This is a genomic window from Pararhodobacter marinus (assembly GCF_003122215.1).
In the GTDB taxonomy this organism is placed as follows: Bacteria; Pseudomonadota; Alphaproteobacteria; order Rhodobacterales; family Rhodobacteraceae; genus Pararhodobacter; species Pararhodobacter marinus.
Window position 1 is genome coordinate 529,416 of record NZ_QEYD01000001.1, and the last position, 14,949, is coordinate 544,364.

Below are 14,949 nucleotides of genomic sequence, written 5' to 3' on the forward strand. Positions count from 1 at the left end.
CGGCTCCGAAGGGGACAGAATCTGCAAAACTGGTTAACTTTCGTAAAGGTCAAGTCTTTGAAAATTAAAAGTAATACGATGGGTCGAGACGGTGTGGCGGTGGCGGATCTTAAGAGGTTGTTAAGGGAATGATCCGAGATTGGCCTCGCACTCGGCGGGAACCGACATGACGGCTCCGACGCGGTGGCGCGACATCCGTAAAGCGGACAGCCGCAGGTCCAGAAAGGGCTTGGTCGCCGTGATCCCACGGCACGAACCGGCGTGAAAACACGCCTCTCACTCAAGGGAAAATCCATGTCCTCGATTCTGACCAACAACACCGCGATGGTGGCTCTTCAGACCCTGAAGAACATCAACGCCAACATGGCGAAGACCCAGAACGAGATCTCGACGGGCAAATCGGTTGCGACCGCCCGCCAGAACTCGGCCGTCTGGGCAATCTCCAAGACCATGGAATCGGATGTCAAAGGCTTCAAAGGCATCGCCGATTCGCTTGCCCTCGGCTCGTCCACCGTCGCCACGGCACGCTCTGCCGCCGAGGCGATCACCGATCTGCTGACCGACATCAAGGGCAAGATCGTCGCGGCGCAGGAAGAGAATGTCGACCGCGACAAGATCCAGACCGACCTGTCCGCGCTGCGCAGCCAGATCTCCACGATCGTCGGGGCCGCGCAGTTCAACGGTCTGAACCTGCTGTCGAACCGCGAAAGCGGCGCGACCGTCGCCAATATCGTCGCGAATACCGGCACCGGGGCGGGCATCCTCGGCTCGGGTTCTGTCAGCATCCTGTCCTCGCTCGATCGCAGCAGCAGCGGGGCGGTGGCGGCATCGTCCATCTCGGCATCCAAGGCGGATCTGGGCACCCAGGTCGCGGTCCAGGGTGCCGGCACCGATCTGGCGGCCACGGCAGCGACCGGCGCAGGCGCCATCGCCGCGGCGGCCACTGGCACGATCACCATCGTCGGGGATGTCGGTACCGCAGCGCGCGGCGGCAATCGGGTTCTGGCTGGCGATTCCTACACCATCGGCGGCCTGACCGGGGTTTCCGGCGCCGTTCGCTACGTTGCCCGCGACGGTGACACGGTGAATGACATCGCCTCGGCGCTGAACGACATGCTGAACTTCCAAGCGAACAAGTCGGGGATCGCCATCTCGTCGACGGTCTCGGGTGCAGCGATCACCATCAGCAACGGCACCACCGCCGGCATCACCACCACCACGACGGTGAATTCCGGCGGTACCGCAGGCGGCGGGCTGGAAATCCTGGCCAGCATCGACGTCTCGACCAAGGACGGCGCCGCGGCGGCCCTCTCGGCCATCGAGGGGCTGACCCAGACCGCGATCGAAGCCGCGGCCAATTTCGGCTCCGTCCAGGGCCGGATCGAGATCCAGAGCGATTACGTCACCAACCTGATGGATTCACTGAAATCGGGGATCGGGTCGCTGGTCGACGCCAATATGGAAGAAACCTCGGCGCGTCTGCAGGCGCTTCAGGTTCAGCAGCAGCTGGGTATCCAGGCTCTGTCGATCGCCAACCAGGCGCCGCAGAACATCCTGGCACTGTTCCGCTAAGGCCTCGGGCCGGGGGTCACCCCCCGGCCTATCCCACCCATGATTTCGCACCATGAGGCCTTGATATGAGCGTTGCAGCCCATGCGCGCACCCATTACGGGCACCACGCCCGCGCGCTGAAAACCCCCCGTGACATCGAATACGATGTCCTCGCCCAGATTACCGGGCGTATCCAATCTCAGCTTCCGCACGACCTTGGCCAGGTGAACGGTCGGCTGACTCTGGCATTGAATGACAACCGCCGGCTCTGGGCCGCCTTCGCGGCGGACTTGGCCCATCCCAGCAACGCGTTCCCCCAACCGCTGCGCGCGCAGCTTTTCTACCTTGCGGAGTTCACACTCAAACATACCGCTCAGGTGCTGACGGGCCTGGCCAAGGCCGATATCCTGGCCGAGATCAACACCTCGGTCATGCGCGGCCTGAAGGGCCAGGGGGGCGAGCCATGAGCGGGCTCATCCTCAAACTTGCACCGCGCGAGCGGGTCCTCATCAACGGGGCCGTCATCGAGAATGGCGAACGCCGGAGCCGGCTGTCGATCGTCACACCCAATGCCAATATCCTGCGGCTGCGGGACGCGATCCATCCCGGCGAAGTCAGCACGCCTGTGCGCCGGGTTGCCTATATCGCGCAGCTTGTCCTTTCGGGCGATGCCGACCCGGAAGATGCCGCGCCGCAATTGCTGCGCGGCATCGAACAACTCAGCCAGGTGCTGACCGATCCGGACAGCCGCACCTTGCTGGAGAGGGCGACCCAAGCGGTGCTTGCGCGCGATTTCTACCCGTCGATGCGCCACCTTCGCGCTTTGCTTCCCCGCGAAGAGCGGCTTTTCGCCGCCGGGACACGGCAATGAGTTTCCAGCCGATCCTTCCGCTCGACGGATATGTCGGCTGGCGCTTCCTTCAGCGCACGTTGGACAGGCAGCAGGAAACACACGCCGCTTCTACCCAGTCGCAGCGGGATCAGGCGTATTTTCGCGCGAACATCGCCGCTGTTTCCAATGCGCGAGAGCTGGTCGCTGACCGAAGGTTGCTGTCGGTTGCGCTGACGGCCTTCGGCTTGCAGGACGACCTCCCCAACCGGGCTTTCGTTGAAAAGGTCCTGGAGAGCTCTCACCGGGATGACCGAAGTTTCGTCAACAGGCTGTCGGACAAACGCTATCTCAAGCTGAACCAGGCTTTTGGATTCGGCGATTCGATTGTCCCCCGGAACCAGTTTGAAGGATTCGCCGATGCGCTGCTCAGCACGTATCGGGACCGCTCGTTCGAGATCGCGGTCGGTGCGCAGAACGATTCGATGCGGCTCGCGCTGGCGCTTGAACGCGATCTTGCCGACCTTGCGGCACAGCCCAGCAGCGAGGCGACGCGCTGGTACACGATCCTTGGCACGCCCTCGATGCGCCGCGTTTTCGAGACGGCTTTCATGCTGCCCGGCAGTTTCGGCACTCTGGATCTGGAGCGGCAGGTCGATATCTTGAAGACCCGGACGGAGAAACTGACCGGTTCGGACGAGGTGGCACAGTTTGCCGATCCTGAGGCCGTCGAAACCCTGATTCGGCGGTTTTTCCTGGGCGAACAGGTGCAGCAGATCAACGCCGCGGCTGTCGCGGGCAGTGGCGCCTTGACGCTCTTGCAACAGGGACAATCGAGCTTGCGGGCGATGCTTGGCCGATAAAACACGCGCGGCGCGAGATCGGGTTCTGCCAAATGGACGCTGTCCGGTTGCGATCAAGGCGCGGCGGCTCAAAGGAGCCGACCCCTGCAAGTGATCCTTGATCAGAATCGCCAGCCACGAATCGCGCAAGTCCCCTCCCCCTGCCCGTGGAAAAGAGGAGCGTCCAAGCCAGAGAACGTTCCGGTGCTTGGCGCACACGGGGATGAATTCGGCGTTACCCAAGGGCAGGCCAGACGCCCGAAGCCCGCGGATACCAGCTCTGCGAGATGACAACGCTCTGAAACAACGTCGAAACAAGGCTCTGGGAGACAGACGGGAGCATCCGGGCGGCGATCGGAATGGGTGGCTCATCGACGCTTTGCGCTATGTCCATCCAACCACCCGCCGGGGTATTCACACTGGCAGGAACAGGGCCCCTGGCCGGACAGGACCAAACACTGCGGATCCTGTCAGGCAGGCCGCGCGAACAGCCGCTTGGGGCGGGCTGCCGGGACCGGGCGAGGACAGAAAAAGGGCCGCGACGGATCGCGGCCCTTTGGGAGTGCTGATTCGAAAGGGTCAGACGACCCGCTCGACCATCATCTTCTTGATCTCGGCAATCGCCTTGGCCGGGTTCAGATGCTTGGGGCAGGTCGAGCTGCAGTTCATGATCGTGTGGCAACGATACAGTTTGAACGGATCGTGCAGCCCGTCCAGCCGCTCGCCCGTCGCCTCGTCGCGCGAATCGATGATCCAGCGATAGGCGTGCAGCAGCGCCGCCGGACCCAGATACCGGTCACCGTTCCACCAATAGCTGGGGCACGAGGTCGAGCAGCAGGCACACATCACGCATTCATACAGACCGTCGAGCTTTTCGCGATCCTCGATCGATTGCCGCCATTCCTTTGCCGGGGTGTTCGACTTGGTTTCCAGCCACGGCATGATCGATTCGTGCTGGGCGTAGAAATGCGTCAGGTCCGGCACCAGATCCTTGACCACCGGCATGTGCGGCAGCGGGTAGATCTTCACGTCGCCCTTGATCTCGTCCATGCCGAAAATGCAGGCCAGCGTGTTCGTCCCGTCGATATTCATCGCGCACGAGCCGCAGATCCCCTCGCGGCAGGACCGGCGGAAGGTCAGGGTCGGGTCGATCTCGTTCTTGATCTTGATCAGCGCGTCCAGGACCATCGGGCCGCAGCTGTCCATGTCGACGAAATAGGTGTCGACACGGGGGTTTTCGCCATCATCCGGGGACCAGCGGTAGATGCGGAAGGTGCGCAGGTTCTTCGCGCCTTCGGGCTTCGGCCAGGTCTTGCCGGTGCGGATTTTCGAATTCTTGGGAAGCGTGAGCTGTACCATGTCTGCGTCCCTTCTCAGTACACGCGCGCTTTGGGCGCGATTTTCTTGAGTTCGATCCCGCCCTGATCCTGCGGGGTCAGCGGATCCACGACGACCGGACGGTAATCCAGCTTCACATCCGCCCCGTCGACCCAGGACAGCGTGTGCTTGCGCCAGTTCTCGTCGTCGCGGTTGGGATAATCCTCGTGCGCATGGGCGCCGCGCGATTCCTTGCGGGCCTCGGCGCCGGTGATGGTGGCCATCGCGCAGGGCATGAGGTTTTCCAGCTCGAGCGTTTCCATCAGGTCGCTGTTCCACACGAGCGAGCGGTCGGTGACCTGAATGTCGGCCATCTTGCCGGCGACGACCTTCATCTTCTCGACGCCTTCGGCCAGCGTCTTGTCGGTCCGGAAGACGGCGGCGTCCTGCTGCATGGTCTTCTGCATCTCGAGACGCAGCTCGGCCGTGGGGATCGAGCCCTTGGCGTTGCGCAAACGGTCGAACCGCGCGAGTGCCTTGTCGACCGAGGCCTTCGACGAGTCGCGGTTGGCCGAGGCCGGGTCGACGATCTCGCCCGCGCGAATCGCCGCCGCGCGGCCGAAGACCACGAGGTCGATCAGCGAGTTCGACCCGAGCCGGTTCGCCCCGTGGACCGAGGCGCAGCCCGCCTCGCCCACCGCCATCAGGCCGGGTGCCACGCGGTTGGGATTCTCGGCATCTGCATTCAGCACTTCGCCCCAGTAATTCGTGGGGATGCCGCCCATATTGTAGTGAACGGTCGGAAGAACCGGGATCGGCTCTTTCGTCAGGTCGACGCCCGCGAAGATCCGCGCCGATTCCGAGATGCCGGGCAGCCGAAGCGCCAGCGTCTCGGGCGGCAGGTGGTTGAGGTGCAGGTGGATGTGATCCTTGTTCGGGCCGACGCCGCGGCCTTCGCGGATCTCCATCGTCATGCAGCGCGACACCACATCGCGCGACGCAAGGTCCTTGTAGGTCGGCGCGTACCGCTCCATGAAGCGCTCGCCTTCCGAGTTGGTCAGGTAGCCCCCCTCGCCGCGCGCGCCTTCGGTGATCAGGCAGCCCGAGCCGTAGATCCCCGTCGGGTGGAACTGCACGAATTCCATGTCCTGCAGCGGCAGTCCGGCGCGCGCCACCATGCCGTTGCCGTCGCCGGTGCAGGTATGCGCCGAGGTCGCGCTGAAATAGGCCCGGCCATAGCCGCCCGTTGCCAGCACCGTCATCTTCGCGTTGAACTGGTGCAGCGTGCCGTCATCCAGTTTCCACGCCAGAACGCCGGTGCATTCGCCGTCTTCCGACATCAGCAGGTCGATGGCGAAATACTCGATGTAGAACTGCGCTTTCTCTTTCAGCGAGCGGCCATAAAGCGTGTGCAGGATCGCATGGCCCGTCCGGTCCGCCGCGGCGCAGGTGCGCTGCACGGGCGGGCCTTCGCCGAACTCGGTCGTGTGGCCGCCGAACGGGCGCTGATAGATCTTGCCCTCTTCGGTGCGCGAGAAGGGCACGCCGTAATGTTCCAGCTCATAGACCGCATCGGGGGCCGAGCGGGCGAGGTACTCCATCGCATCCGTGTCGCCCAGCCAGTCCGACCCCTTCACGGTGTCGTACATGTGCCATTGCCAGTTGTCGGGGCCCATGTTGCTAAGGCTGGCGGCGATCCCGCCCTGGGCGGCCACCGTGTGCGAGCGGGTGGGGAAAACCTTGGTGATGCAGGCCGTTTTCAGCCCCTGCTCGGCCATGCCCAGCGTCGCGCGCAGACCGGCCCCGCCGGCGCCCACGACCACCACGTCATAAGTATGTTGTTCGATTTCGTATGCAGACATTGGGTCGTCCTCAGGCGCTGAACAGGATTTTCGCGACGGCCAGAACGCCCGCGGCGCCCAGCACGAAGCTGAAGAATTTGCTCAGCACGATCAGCACCAGCCGGGTGCCACCTTGGGTGTAATCTTCGATCACCACCTGAATGCCGATCGAGAAGTGCCAGCTCGCCACCAGAATGAACAGCGCGGCGGTCAGCGCGTTGCCGAACTGGCTATACGTCGCGACCAGCGCTTCGTAGCCGCCGCCCAGCGCATTGGCGAAGGGGATCAGGAACAGGATGGCCAGCGGCACCAGCGCCATCGCGGTGACGCGCTGGATCCAGAAATGGCCCACGCCCTCACCGGCGCGGCCCAGGCCCTGAACGCGGTTGTAATCGGTCTTGTAGCTCATCTCCGACCCCCTCACAGAATGACGATCAGCAGCGTCAGGATCGTCAGCACGACCGAGGCGCCGATCACGTACCAGTTCGACCGCGCGACGCTGCTCAGCTCGAACCCCTTGCCCAGATCGAAGACGAAGTGGCGGATGCCGTTGGCGAGGTGGAACCACAGCGTCCACAAGGCCGCGACCATCACCACGATGCCCACCCAGCTCGACAACAGCCAGTCGGCGGTTGCGAAATACTCGGGCGAGTAGGCGCCCGCGACGAACCACCAGACGATCAGCAACAGCGCACCGCCAAGGGCGACGCCGGTGATGCGGGTCATGATGGAAATCTTTGCCACCAGCGGAAGACGATAGATCTGCAGGTGCGGGGAAAGCGGCCGGTTGCCCCGGTTCACGTCAGCCATGGGAATCCCTCTCTCTTGGCGCGCCCGGCCTCGGCGCACTCCGCCAAGGGCCGGCTGGCTCTCGCCTTCAATAGCGGATTTTTCGCCCAAGTCACGCAGCCATTTGCTGCAATGCCGCAGGAATCCGGTCCTTCAGGGTAAAATTCCGGGCATTGTGATCACGCGGGGAAATGCTGTGATCACATGATAACGGTATCACGTCAGGCCGGGATGAGCGCCCAGTAATCGAGGTCCAGCAACACATCCGGCGCATATTTGCCATCCGCGCCGCGCAGCTCCGTCCCGCGACCGGCACTCGCCACCAGCCGCAGCCGGATCGCGCCCACCCCCGGCACGGCGGTCTCGGCCTTGTCCAGAACCTCGGACCAGGCGCGGACCGTCATGCCGCTGAAACAGGGATTGGCATGCGCGCCCCCGTTGATCGCGACGATCATCTGCGCATTGGCCAGCCCGTTGAAGGACAAAGCCCGCGCCAGGCTGATGACATGGCCGCCATAGATCAGGCGCTTGCCGTCCTCGCGATGGGTGGCGTCGAAATGCACCTTCGCGGTGTTCTGCCACAGCCGCGTGGCCAGCATGTGCTCGGCCTCTTCGACGGTAACGCCGTCGACATGCTCGATCACCTCGCCCAATGCGTAATCGCCCAGCCGATAGGGCTCGCCCGCCAGTTCGGTGTCATACTCGTCAAAGCGCAGCCCTTCGGGCACGATCAGGTCCCCGGGCGCCACCGCTTCGGCCAGCTCGGGCACCGATGTCTCGGGCGCCGGCGCGTCCAAGTCGCGCTTTCGCACCATCACCCAGCGCACATACTCCAGCACCGGCTCGCCGTGCTGGTTCGTGCCGGTCGTGCGCACATAAACCACGCCCGACTTGCCGTTGGAATTCTGCTTCAGCCCGATCACTTCCGAGGACGAACACAGCGTGTCGCCGGGATAGACCGGCTTCAGGAACCGTCCCTCGGCATAGCCCAGATTGGCCACCGCATTCAGGCTGATGTCGGGCACGGACTTGCCGAACACGGTGTGGAAAACGATCAGGTCATCCAGCGGGCCTTGCGGCAGACCGCAGGACCGGGCGAAATCGTCCGAGGAATAAAGCGCCCCGCGCGCGGGGTAAAGCGCGTGGTACAGCGCCCGCTCGCCTCCCGACAGCGTCCGCGGCACGGCATGGCGGATCACCTGGCCGACCGAATAATCCTCGAAAAACCGTCCCGGATTGGTCTTCACCGCCCGCGCCCCTTCACTTTGCCTCAAATACTCCACGGGGGTCCGGGGGTGTGAAACCCCCGGTCCCGCCCTTGTCACTGCTCGCCCAGCTTCGTGTCGGGCGTGTAGGTCCCCGGTGCGTCCTTCACCACCGCCTGCGCACAGCGCATCACGCCGCGCTGAGCGTCGAAGGCGTAAGAGGGCGAGCCATGCAGCTCCCACCCCTTGTTCAAAGCCGCCGTCACCTTGTGGCAGAAGGCCGAGGTATCGTCCTCGGTCAGCAATCGGTAAAGCTTCATGTCACGCCTTTCTCAGCCCCAGGGCTGGTAGCCCAGCAGGATGTGGATATAGCCGACCACGCCGGTCAGCAGCACCGCACCGACGATGGCGCCGATTTCCTTGCCCTTGTTGGTGGGGGCGGTGGATTTCACCCAAACCGGCTCCTGCCGGTTGATGAAGGACACCTCGACCTGCGCCCAGACGAACAGGCCGCCGAACAGGATCAGGCTGGCCAGATCGCCATTCACCATGAGATGCGCGATCGCCCAGAGCCGCACGCCCCAAAGCTGCGGATGGCGCACGATCTTGGTGGCGTTGGTCTTCATCCCCGACGCCGCGAACAGGTAGAAGGACAGCAGCATCAGCAGGTTGTTGAGATGCACCAGGCTGCGCGATTCCGGCCAGACCTGGTCATAGGGCGCCCAGCGATAGCCCAGCACCATCAGCACGATGCCGATCAGCGAGACCAGGGCGACCATGCCGCGCCCGGCATCCCCGGCCTTCGCGCGGCTCGCTGGGGCCACCCGTTTCCACAAATGGCTGCCCGACCAGGCCAGAAGACCCAGTATCAGTAGCGTATATCCCATCAGCCCATAGCCTTCTGCAATTGTTCGATCGCCTCGGCACGCGACAGCACCTGCCGGGCGGTAACAATATGCAGGTTCTCGACGATCTTGCCATCCACGACCGCAACCCCTTCACCGCGCGCCGTGGCCTCGTCGAAGGCCGCGATATGGCGGCGGGCCAGTTCGATGGCGGCCTCGTCGGGGGCGAAGACCGCATTTGCGATCTCCAGCTGCGCGGGATGGATCAGCGTCTTGCCGTCAAAGCCCAGATCGCGCCCCTGTTCGCATTCCTTGCGCAGCCCCGCCTCGTCCTTGAAGGCATTATAGACGCCGTCGACCGCGACGATTCCCGCCGCCCGCGCCGCCATCAGGCAAGTCTGAAGCGCGTATTGCATCGGCAGCCGGTCGGCCCGGAACCGGCAGCCCAACTCTTTCGCCAGATCGTTGGTTCCCATGACGAAGCCCGCCATGCGCGGCGCGCGCGCGATCGCGCCGGCATTCAGCACGCCCGCGGGCGTCTCCATCATCGCCCAGATCGTGGTGTCGGCGGTTTCGGCCCGGGCATCGAGGATCGTCGCCACCGCTTCCACATCCTCGGGCGCGTTCACCTTGGGCAGCAGCACCGCTTCGGGGCGCGCGGCCGCCAGCGCGTCCAGATCGGCGAGCCCCCATTCGGTATCCATCCCGTTCACCCGCACCAGCTTGGCGCGCGGCCCGTAATCGGTACCGGCCAGCGTTTCGGCCAGCAGGGTACGGGCTTTCGCCTTTTCCTCGACCGCGACCGCGTCTTCCAGATCGAAGATGATCGCGTCGGCGGCAAGACCGCGCGCCTTTTCCAGCGCCCGCTCTTTCGAGCCGGGGATGTAAAGGACGGAACGGAACGGGCGGCTGTCCATGGCGGTCTCCGGGTCTCTTTGAAACAATCTTGCGCGCAACCCACCAGATTCGGACACATCAGGCAAGAGTTAAAATTCTGCAGCGCAGAGGGCGCGGTGCCTTCACGGCTGTTTTTCCCTGTTCGGCGACGCTTGACGGGTCTTATCGAAAGGTCCCGACCATGCGCTTTCTCCTGCCTGTCCTGCTCGCGCTGCCCTTTCCGGCCTTCTCGCAGCAGCTTCCCTGTGCCCCGCGCGAGCGTGTGCTGGAATTCGTCATGGATCAGCGCGGCGAGACCCGCCTGGCGACCGGCGAGGCGCGCGGCAATGCGACGATCGAGCTGTTCGCCGGTCCCGGGGGTGGCTGGACGCTCCTGCTCAATCTGCCCGACGGACGGAGCTGCCTTCTGGCCAATGGCGGGAATTTCCGGGCCGAGCCCGAGTTGCAGCCCGCGCGCGGAAACCCAACGTGATCACAAAACCTGGCCGCAGGACGCGATTCCGGGGCTGACAGCGTTAACAGCCCCATATTCCCGGGCCCCGCCCCGTGCCGAGGCTTGCGCGGCGGCCCCGAGGGTCTTAGTCAGGTCGCCAAGTGACACAACCTGACCGGAGATACCCATGGCCAGACCCAAAATCGCTCTGATCGGCGCGGGCCAGATCGGCGGCACCCTTGCCCATCTCGCCGCGATCAAGGAACTTGGCGACGTCGTCATGTTCGACATCGCCGAGGGCATCCCGCAGGGCAAGGCGCTCGACATCGCCGAGTCGGGCCCGTCCGAAGGCTTCGACGGCATCTTCAAGGGCACCAACGATTACGCCGACATTGCCGGCGCCGATGTGTGCATCGTGACCGCCGGTGTGCCGCGCAAGCCCGGCATGTCGCGCGACGATCTTCTGGGCATCAACCTGAAGGTCATGAAATCCGTGGGCGAGGGCATCGCGGCCCATGCGCCCGACGCGTTCGTCATCTGCATCACCAACCCGCTCGACGCGATGGTCTGGGCGCTGCAGCAATTCTCGGGCCTGCCGGCCGAGAAAGTCGTGGGCATGGCCGGCGTGCTGGATTCGGCGCGCTTCCGCCACTTCCTGGCGACCGAGTTCAACGTCTCGATGCGCGACGTGACCGCCTTCGTGCTGGGCGGCCACGGCGACACGATGGTGCCGCTGACCCGGTACTCGACCGTCGCCGGCATCCCGCTGCCCGACCTGATCGACATGGGCTGGACCACGCAGGAGCGCCTGGACGCCATCGTGCAGCGCACCCGTGACGGCGGCGCCGAGATCGTCGGCCTGCTGAAAACCGGCTCGGCCTTCTACGCGCCCGCCACCTCGGCCATCGAAATGGCCGAAGCCTATCTGAAGGACCAGAAGCGCCTGCTGCCCTGCGCGGCCTATGTGGACGGCGCGCTGGGTCTCGACGGCATGTATGTGGGTGTGCCCACGATCATCGGCGCCGGCGGTATCGAGCGCGTGGTCGACATCAAGCTGAACGATGCCGAGCAGGAAATGTTCGACAAGTCGGTCAGCGCGGTGAAGGGCCTCGTTGAAGCCTGCAAGAGCATCGACTCGTCGCTGGCCTGAGCCACGGCACAAGGAACGATGAAAGGGCGCGTCCGGCCGGGCGCGCCCTTTCGCATGGGCGCGGGCGTAGGGTGCGTGATTCCACGCACCGCCCCGTTCTCAGCCGACGCAGCACCGACTCCCCGTCCCGCGGGTCGTTGACAGCGCAGCGCCGCTCGTCTCTCATGACCCCGTCCCGCGGGAGAGGAGGCCCGTTCCGCCATGTCCCAGACCTTGACCGCCGATGCCCGCCCGGCCCCCGTTTTCGAGATCGACCCCGAGGCCTTCTGGCACGATCCGTACCCCGCTCTCAGGCGCCTGCGGGATGAGGCGCCCGTCGCCTTCGTGCCGCAGCTGGGCGCCGTGCTGATGACTCGGCGTGACGACATCTTTGTCAATGAAAAGAAGACCGACATCTTCTCGTCCGATCAGCCCGACGGGCTGATGACGCAGCTGATGGGCCAGAACATGATGCGCAAGGACGGCGCGGCGCATAAGGCCGAGCGCACGGCGATCTTTCCCACCGTCTCGCCCCGGACGGTGCGCGATGTCTGGAAAGCGCAGTTCGAACGCGCCACCGAGGCGGTGCTCGACCGCGTCCGCCCACTGGGCCGTGCCAATATGGTGACCGATATCGCCATGCCGATCTCGGGCGAGGCGCTCAAATGCATCACCGGCCTGACGCAGATCGGCTGGGCCGAGATGGACCGCGTGAGCCAGGGCATGATGGACGGCATCGCCAATTACGCCGGCGACCCTGAGGTCGAGGCCCGCTGCCACGACTGCACCGCCGCGATCGACCGCTATATCGACGAACGCATCCCCGCGTTGCAGGCGCAGCCCGACGCGTCCTTGCTGTCGGTACAGATGCAGGCGGGCCTGTCCGACGCGCAGATCCGCGCCAATGTGAAACTGGCGATCTCGGGTGGCCAGAACGAACCGCGCGACGTGATCGGTGGCGCGGTCTGGGCGCTGCTGACGCATCCCGACCAGCTTCGCCGCGTTCGCACGGGAGAGGTGGCGTGGCAGCAGGTCTTCGACGAATATACCCGCTGGATCTCGCCCATCGGCATGTCGCCCCGCCGCGTCGCGCGCGCGCATGTGGTGGAGGGCATTGCGCTGCAGCCCGGGGACCGGCTGTTCTTCATGTTCGGCTCGGCCAATCGCGACGAGCACGTGTTCCACAATCCTGAGTGTTTCGACCTGTCGCGCGATTGCGGACCGGCGATCGCCTTCGGGGCCGGTCCGCATTTCTGCGCCGGCGCCTGGGGCGCGCGCTGCCTTGTTGCCGAGGTGGCGCTGCCGATGATCTTCGACCGTCTGCCGGGCCTGCGTCTGGACGGCGCGGTGCCGTTCGGCGGCTGGGCCTTTCGTGGCCCGCTTCGGATGCCGGTCGCCTGGGACGTATAGGAGGGGGTTTCGCCCTCGGACCCGCCTGCCTGCGGCAGACGGCCCCTCGGGCGACCGGCCGGGGGGCGCTGCCCCCCGGACCCCCCGGGATATTTCCGGAACAAAGATGAGGCTCTGTCGCGTGCCGGGTCGGGCGGATCCTTGACTTGCCTCGCGCCGGCGGGCCTGATCGGCGGCAAACCGGAGGCGCTGACATGACCGATCTCACCGAGGAACTGATCGAGCGGCTGGTCCGCTATTGCGCGATCGACAGCCAGTCGGATGCCGACAGTCCCAGTTCCCCCTCGACCGCGATCCAGCTCGACATGCAGCGGCTCCTGGTGGACGAGTTGACGGCGATGGGGGCTCAGGACGTCACCCTGACCGATTACGGCGCGGTGCTGGCGACGATTCCCGGGACGGCCGAGGGACCGGTGGTGGGGTTCCTGGCCCATGTCGATACCGCGCCGCAATTCAACGCGACCGGCGTGAAGCCGCGCGTCATCCGGGGTTACAATGGCGGGGCGATCACCTATCCCGACGACCCGTCGCTGAGCCTGACGCCCGACGCCTTCCCGTACCTGGGCGAGAAGCGAGGTCATGACATCGTCACCGCTTCGGGGCTGACCCTGCTGGGCGCCGACGACAAGGCCGGTGTGGCGATCCTGATGAGCGCCGCGCGGCGGATGCTGGCCGATCTGTCGATTCCCCGTCCCACCCTGCGGCTGGCCTTTACCCCGGACGAGGAGATCGGGCGCGGGGTGGATGCGCGGCTGCCTGCGGACCTGGGCGCGGACTTCGCCTATACCTTCGATGGCGGTCGCGTCGGCGAGATCGAGGACGAGACCTTTTCGGCCGACGGGGCGGTGGTGACGATCAGGGGGGTGTCGATTCATCCGGGCTATGCCACCGGGAAACTGGTGAACGCGATTCACCTGGCGGCGCGGATCATCGAAACGCTGCCGCAGGCGACGATGACGCCCGAGACGACGGCGGGGCGCGAGGGCTTCATCCATGCCACGGATATGGAGGGCGGCGCGTCCGAGATGCGCCTCAAGCTCATCATCCGCGATTTCGAACGAGAGGGGCTGGAACAGAAGGGGGCGATTCTGCGCAAGGTCTGCGAAGCGGTCGCGGCAACCGAACCGCGCGCCAGCATCACCTGCGAGATCACGCCCCAGTACCGGAACATGCGCTACTGGCTGGAAGACGACATGACCCCGGTCGAGCTGGCCCGCGAGTCGGCCCGCGATATCGGACTCGAGCCGGTGTCGATTCCGATTCGAGGCGGCACCGACGGGTCTCGACTCACGGAGATGGGGATTCCCTGCCCGAATCTCTTCACGGGCATGCAGAACATCCACGGGCCGCTGGAATGGATCTCGGCGCAGGATATGGCCCTTGCTGCACAGCTTTGCCTGGCCATTTCGGCGCGCGCGATACGGTCCTGAACAGGGCAAGAGAGGGGGTCCGCGAGGACCCCCTCAGCATGTCGTGGTTGGCGCCGGAAGAACCACAAAACGCTGAAAAACGGGGGGCGCTTCTGACCTTTCTGAAAAAGAAACGTTAACTTTCAACTGGTTATTCACAGATCGCCGTTTGGTGTGACGAATTTTTGTCGAAGCGCGTTTTTTCCTCTTGCGGCTATCGGCGGATACCCCTAGATACCGCCTCACCGAAGCGGAGACGCTGAGGGACGCGCCGGAAGGGACGCTGGAAACAGACCCGGAAGACACGGACAGGACAGCAAAGAACGGCAGCGCAGCCGGAAACCTCTGGAAGCGCCGCTGGAATTTTTGTCCTCTGCTTTTTGAAAATTTGGTGTATGAAGGGATATGCGGGCGGTTTGGTTCGTTTCGATGGATCGGACGTTTGCATATCG

The 14,949-nt window shown here is 64.7% G+C and carries 17 protein-coding genes; 8 read left to right on the forward strand and 9 right to left on the reverse strand.

Annotated features, from left to right (window positions below):
- The first annotated feature begins 294 nt into the window (after nt 1-294).
- The 4 genes from C4N9_RS02585 to C4N9_RS02600 all read left to right on the forward strand — a co-directional run bounded on the left by C4N9_RS02585 (nt 295) and on the right by C4N9_RS02600 (nt 3,243).
- The gene (locus C4N9_RS02585; RefSeq protein WP_109531705.1) at nt 295-1,572 is read left to right on the forward strand and encodes a flagellin N-terminal helical domain-containing protein; all 1,278 of its coding nucleotides are present in this window, start codon (nt 295-297) and stop codon (nt 1,570-1,572) included.
- Nucleotides 1,573-1,637: 65 nt separating this feature from the next.
- Nucleotides 1,638-2,018 carry a flagellar biosynthesis regulator FlaF gene (gene flaF, locus C4N9_RS02590; protein ID WP_109531706.1) on the forward strand — a complete coding sequence of 127 codons (381 nt, stop codon included), beginning with the start codon at nt 1,638-1,640 and terminating at the stop codon, nt 2,016-2,018.
- A complete protein-coding gene (gene flbT / locus C4N9_RS02595) occupies nt 2,015-2,422 on the forward strand; it encodes a flagellar biosynthesis repressor FlbT (protein WP_109531707.1) in 408 nt (135 codons plus the stop codon). Before flaF ends, flbT begins: the two co-directional genes overlap by 4 nt.
- Nucleotides 2,419-3,243, forward strand: a complete 825-nt coding sequence (locus C4N9_RS02600; protein ID WP_109531708.1) for a DUF1217 domain-containing protein — start codon at nt 2,419-2,421, stop codon at nt 3,241-3,243. Before flbT ends, C4N9_RS02600 begins: the two co-directional genes overlap by 4 nt.
- 558 nt (nt 3,244-3,801) lie before the next feature.
- On the opposite strand, the gene C4N9_RS02605 is transcribed toward C4N9_RS02600, so the two are convergent.
- The 8 genes from C4N9_RS02605 to C4N9_RS02640 all read right to left on the reverse strand — a co-directional run bounded on the left by C4N9_RS02605 (nt 3,802) and on the right by C4N9_RS02640 (nt 10,136).
- Nucleotides 3,802-4,581: a succinate dehydrogenase iron-sulfur subunit gene (locus tag C4N9_RS02605; RefSeq protein WP_109531709.1), complete on the reverse strand. Its 780-nt coding sequence runs from the start codon at nt 4,579-4,581 to the stop codon at nt 3,802-3,804.
- Between the two features lie 14 nt (nt 4,582-4,595).
- Nucleotides 4,596-6,401, reverse strand: coding sequence for a succinate dehydrogenase flavoprotein subunit (gene sdhA / locus C4N9_RS02610; protein ID WP_109531710.1), 1,806 nt, complete (start codon nt 6,399-6,401; stop codon nt 4,596-4,598).
- Between the two features lie 10 nt (nt 6,402-6,411).
- The gene (gene sdhD / locus C4N9_RS02615; protein ID WP_109531711.1) at nt 6,412-6,789 is read right to left on the reverse strand and encodes a succinate dehydrogenase, hydrophobic membrane anchor protein; all 378 of its coding nucleotides are present in this window, start codon (nt 6,787-6,789) and stop codon (nt 6,412-6,414) included.
- A gap of 11 nt (nt 6,790-6,800) precedes the next feature.
- Nucleotides 6,801-7,190: a succinate dehydrogenase, cytochrome b556 subunit gene (gene sdhC / locus C4N9_RS02620; RefSeq protein WP_109531712.1), complete on the reverse strand. Its 390-nt coding sequence runs from the start codon at nt 7,188-7,190 to the stop codon at nt 6,801-6,803.
- Between the two features lie 200 nt (nt 7,191-7,390).
- Complete coding sequence (locus C4N9_RS02625; RefSeq protein WP_109531713.1) at nt 7,391-8,416, reverse strand: MaoC family dehydratase; 1,026 nt, start codon at nt 8,414-8,416, stop codon at nt 7,391-7,393.
- A 74-nt stretch (nt 8,417-8,490) separates the two neighbouring features.
- Entirely contained in the window at nt 8,491-8,694 is a 204-nt protein-coding gene (locus tag C4N9_RS02630; RefSeq protein WP_109531714.1) for a DUF1737 domain-containing protein, read from the reverse strand.
- A 12-nt stretch (nt 8,695-8,706) separates the two neighbouring features.
- Entirely contained in the window at nt 8,707-9,261 is a 555-nt protein-coding gene (locus C4N9_RS02635; RefSeq protein WP_109531715.1) for an NnrU family protein, read from the reverse strand.
- A complete protein-coding gene (locus C4N9_RS02640) occupies nt 9,261-10,136 on the reverse strand; it encodes an HpcH/HpaI aldolase/citrate lyase family protein (RefSeq protein WP_109531716.1) in 876 nt (291 codons plus the stop codon). Before C4N9_RS02640 ends, C4N9_RS02635 begins: the two co-directional genes overlap by 1 nt.
- A gap of 161 nt (nt 10,137-10,297) precedes the next feature.
- Between C4N9_RS02640 and C4N9_RS02645 the strand changes: the two genes are divergently transcribed.
- The 4 genes from C4N9_RS02645 to pepT all read left to right on the forward strand — a co-directional run bounded on the left by C4N9_RS02645 (nt 10,298) and on the right by pepT (nt 14,518).
- Complete coding sequence (locus tag C4N9_RS02645; RefSeq protein WP_109531717.1) at nt 10,298-10,588, forward strand: hypothetical protein; 291 nt, start codon at nt 10,298-10,300, stop codon at nt 10,586-10,588.
- 148 nt (nt 10,589-10,736) lie between these two features.
- Nucleotides 10,737-11,699, forward strand: coding sequence for a malate dehydrogenase (mdh, locus tag C4N9_RS02650; protein ID WP_109531718.1), 963 nt, complete (start codon nt 10,737-10,739; stop codon nt 11,697-11,699).
- 201 nt (nt 11,700-11,900) lie between these two features.
- Complete coding sequence (locus tag C4N9_RS02655) at nt 11,901-13,088, forward strand: cytochrome P450 (protein ID WP_109531719.1); 1,188 nt, start codon at nt 11,901-11,903, stop codon at nt 13,086-13,088.
- Between the two features lie 194 nt (nt 13,089-13,282).
- Nucleotides 13,283-14,518, forward strand: coding sequence for a peptidase T (gene pepT, locus C4N9_RS02660; RefSeq protein ID WP_109531720.1), 1,236 nt, complete (start codon nt 13,283-13,285; stop codon nt 14,516-14,518).
- Nucleotides 14,519-14,551: 33 nt separating this feature from the next.
- Here the strand turns inward: pepT and C4N9_RS22055 are convergent.
- A partial coding sequence (locus C4N9_RS22055) for a hypothetical protein (protein WP_210403955.1) occupies nt 14,552-14,949 on the reverse strand: 398 nt, incomplete at its 5' end.

Coding starts and splice junctions, on each gene's coding strand:
- C4N9_RS02585 (WP_109531705.1), top strand. CDS start 295: ATGTCCTCGATTCTGACCAACAACACCGCGATGGTGGCTCTTCAGACC.
- flaF (WP_109531706.1), top strand. CDS start 1,638: ATGAGCGTTGCAGCCCATGCGCGCACCCATTACGGGCACCACGCCCGC.
- flbT (WP_109531707.1), top strand. CDS start 2,015: ATGAGCGGGCTCATCCTCAAACTTGCACCGCGCGAGCGGGTCCTCATC.
- C4N9_RS02600 (WP_109531708.1), top strand. CDS start 2,419: ATGAGTTTCCAGCCGATCCTTCCGCTCGACGGATATGTCGGCTGGCGC.
- C4N9_RS02605 (WP_109531709.1), bottom strand. CDS start 4,581: ATGGTACAGCTCACGCTTCCCAAGAATTCGAAAATCCGCACCGGCAAG.
- sdhA (WP_109531710.1), bottom strand. CDS start 6,401: ATGTCTGCATACGAAATCGAACAACATACTTATGACGTGGTGGTCGTG.
- sdhD (WP_109531711.1), bottom strand. CDS start 6,789: ATGAGCTACAAGACCGATTACAACCGCGTTCAGGGCCTGGGCCGCGCC.
- sdhC (WP_109531712.1), bottom strand. CDS start 7,190: ATGGCTGACGTGAACCGGGGCAACCGGCCGCTTTCCCCGCACCTGCAG.
- C4N9_RS02630 (WP_109531714.1), bottom strand. CDS start 8,694: ATGAAGCTTTACCGATTGCTGACCGAGGACGATACCTCGGCCTTCTGC.
- C4N9_RS02635 (WP_109531715.1), bottom strand. CDS start 9,261: ATGGGATATACGCTACTGATACTGGGTCTTCTGGCCTGGTCGGGCAGC.
- C4N9_RS02640 (WP_109531716.1), bottom strand. CDS start 10,136: ATGGACAGCCGCCCGTTCCGTTCCGTCCTTTACATCCCCGGCTCGAAA.
- C4N9_RS02645 (WP_109531717.1), top strand. CDS start 10,298: ATGCGCTTTCTCCTGCCTGTCCTGCTCGCGCTGCCCTTTCCGGCCTTC.
- mdh (WP_109531718.1), top strand. CDS start 10,737: ATGGCCAGACCCAAAATCGCTCTGATCGGCGCGGGCCAGATCGGCGGC.
- C4N9_RS02655 (WP_109531719.1), top strand. CDS start 11,901: ATGTCCCAGACCTTGACCGCCGATGCCCGCCCGGCCCCCGTTTTCGAG.
- pepT (WP_109531720.1), top strand. CDS start 13,283: ATGACCGATCTCACCGAGGAACTGATCGAGCGGCTGGTCCGCTATTGC.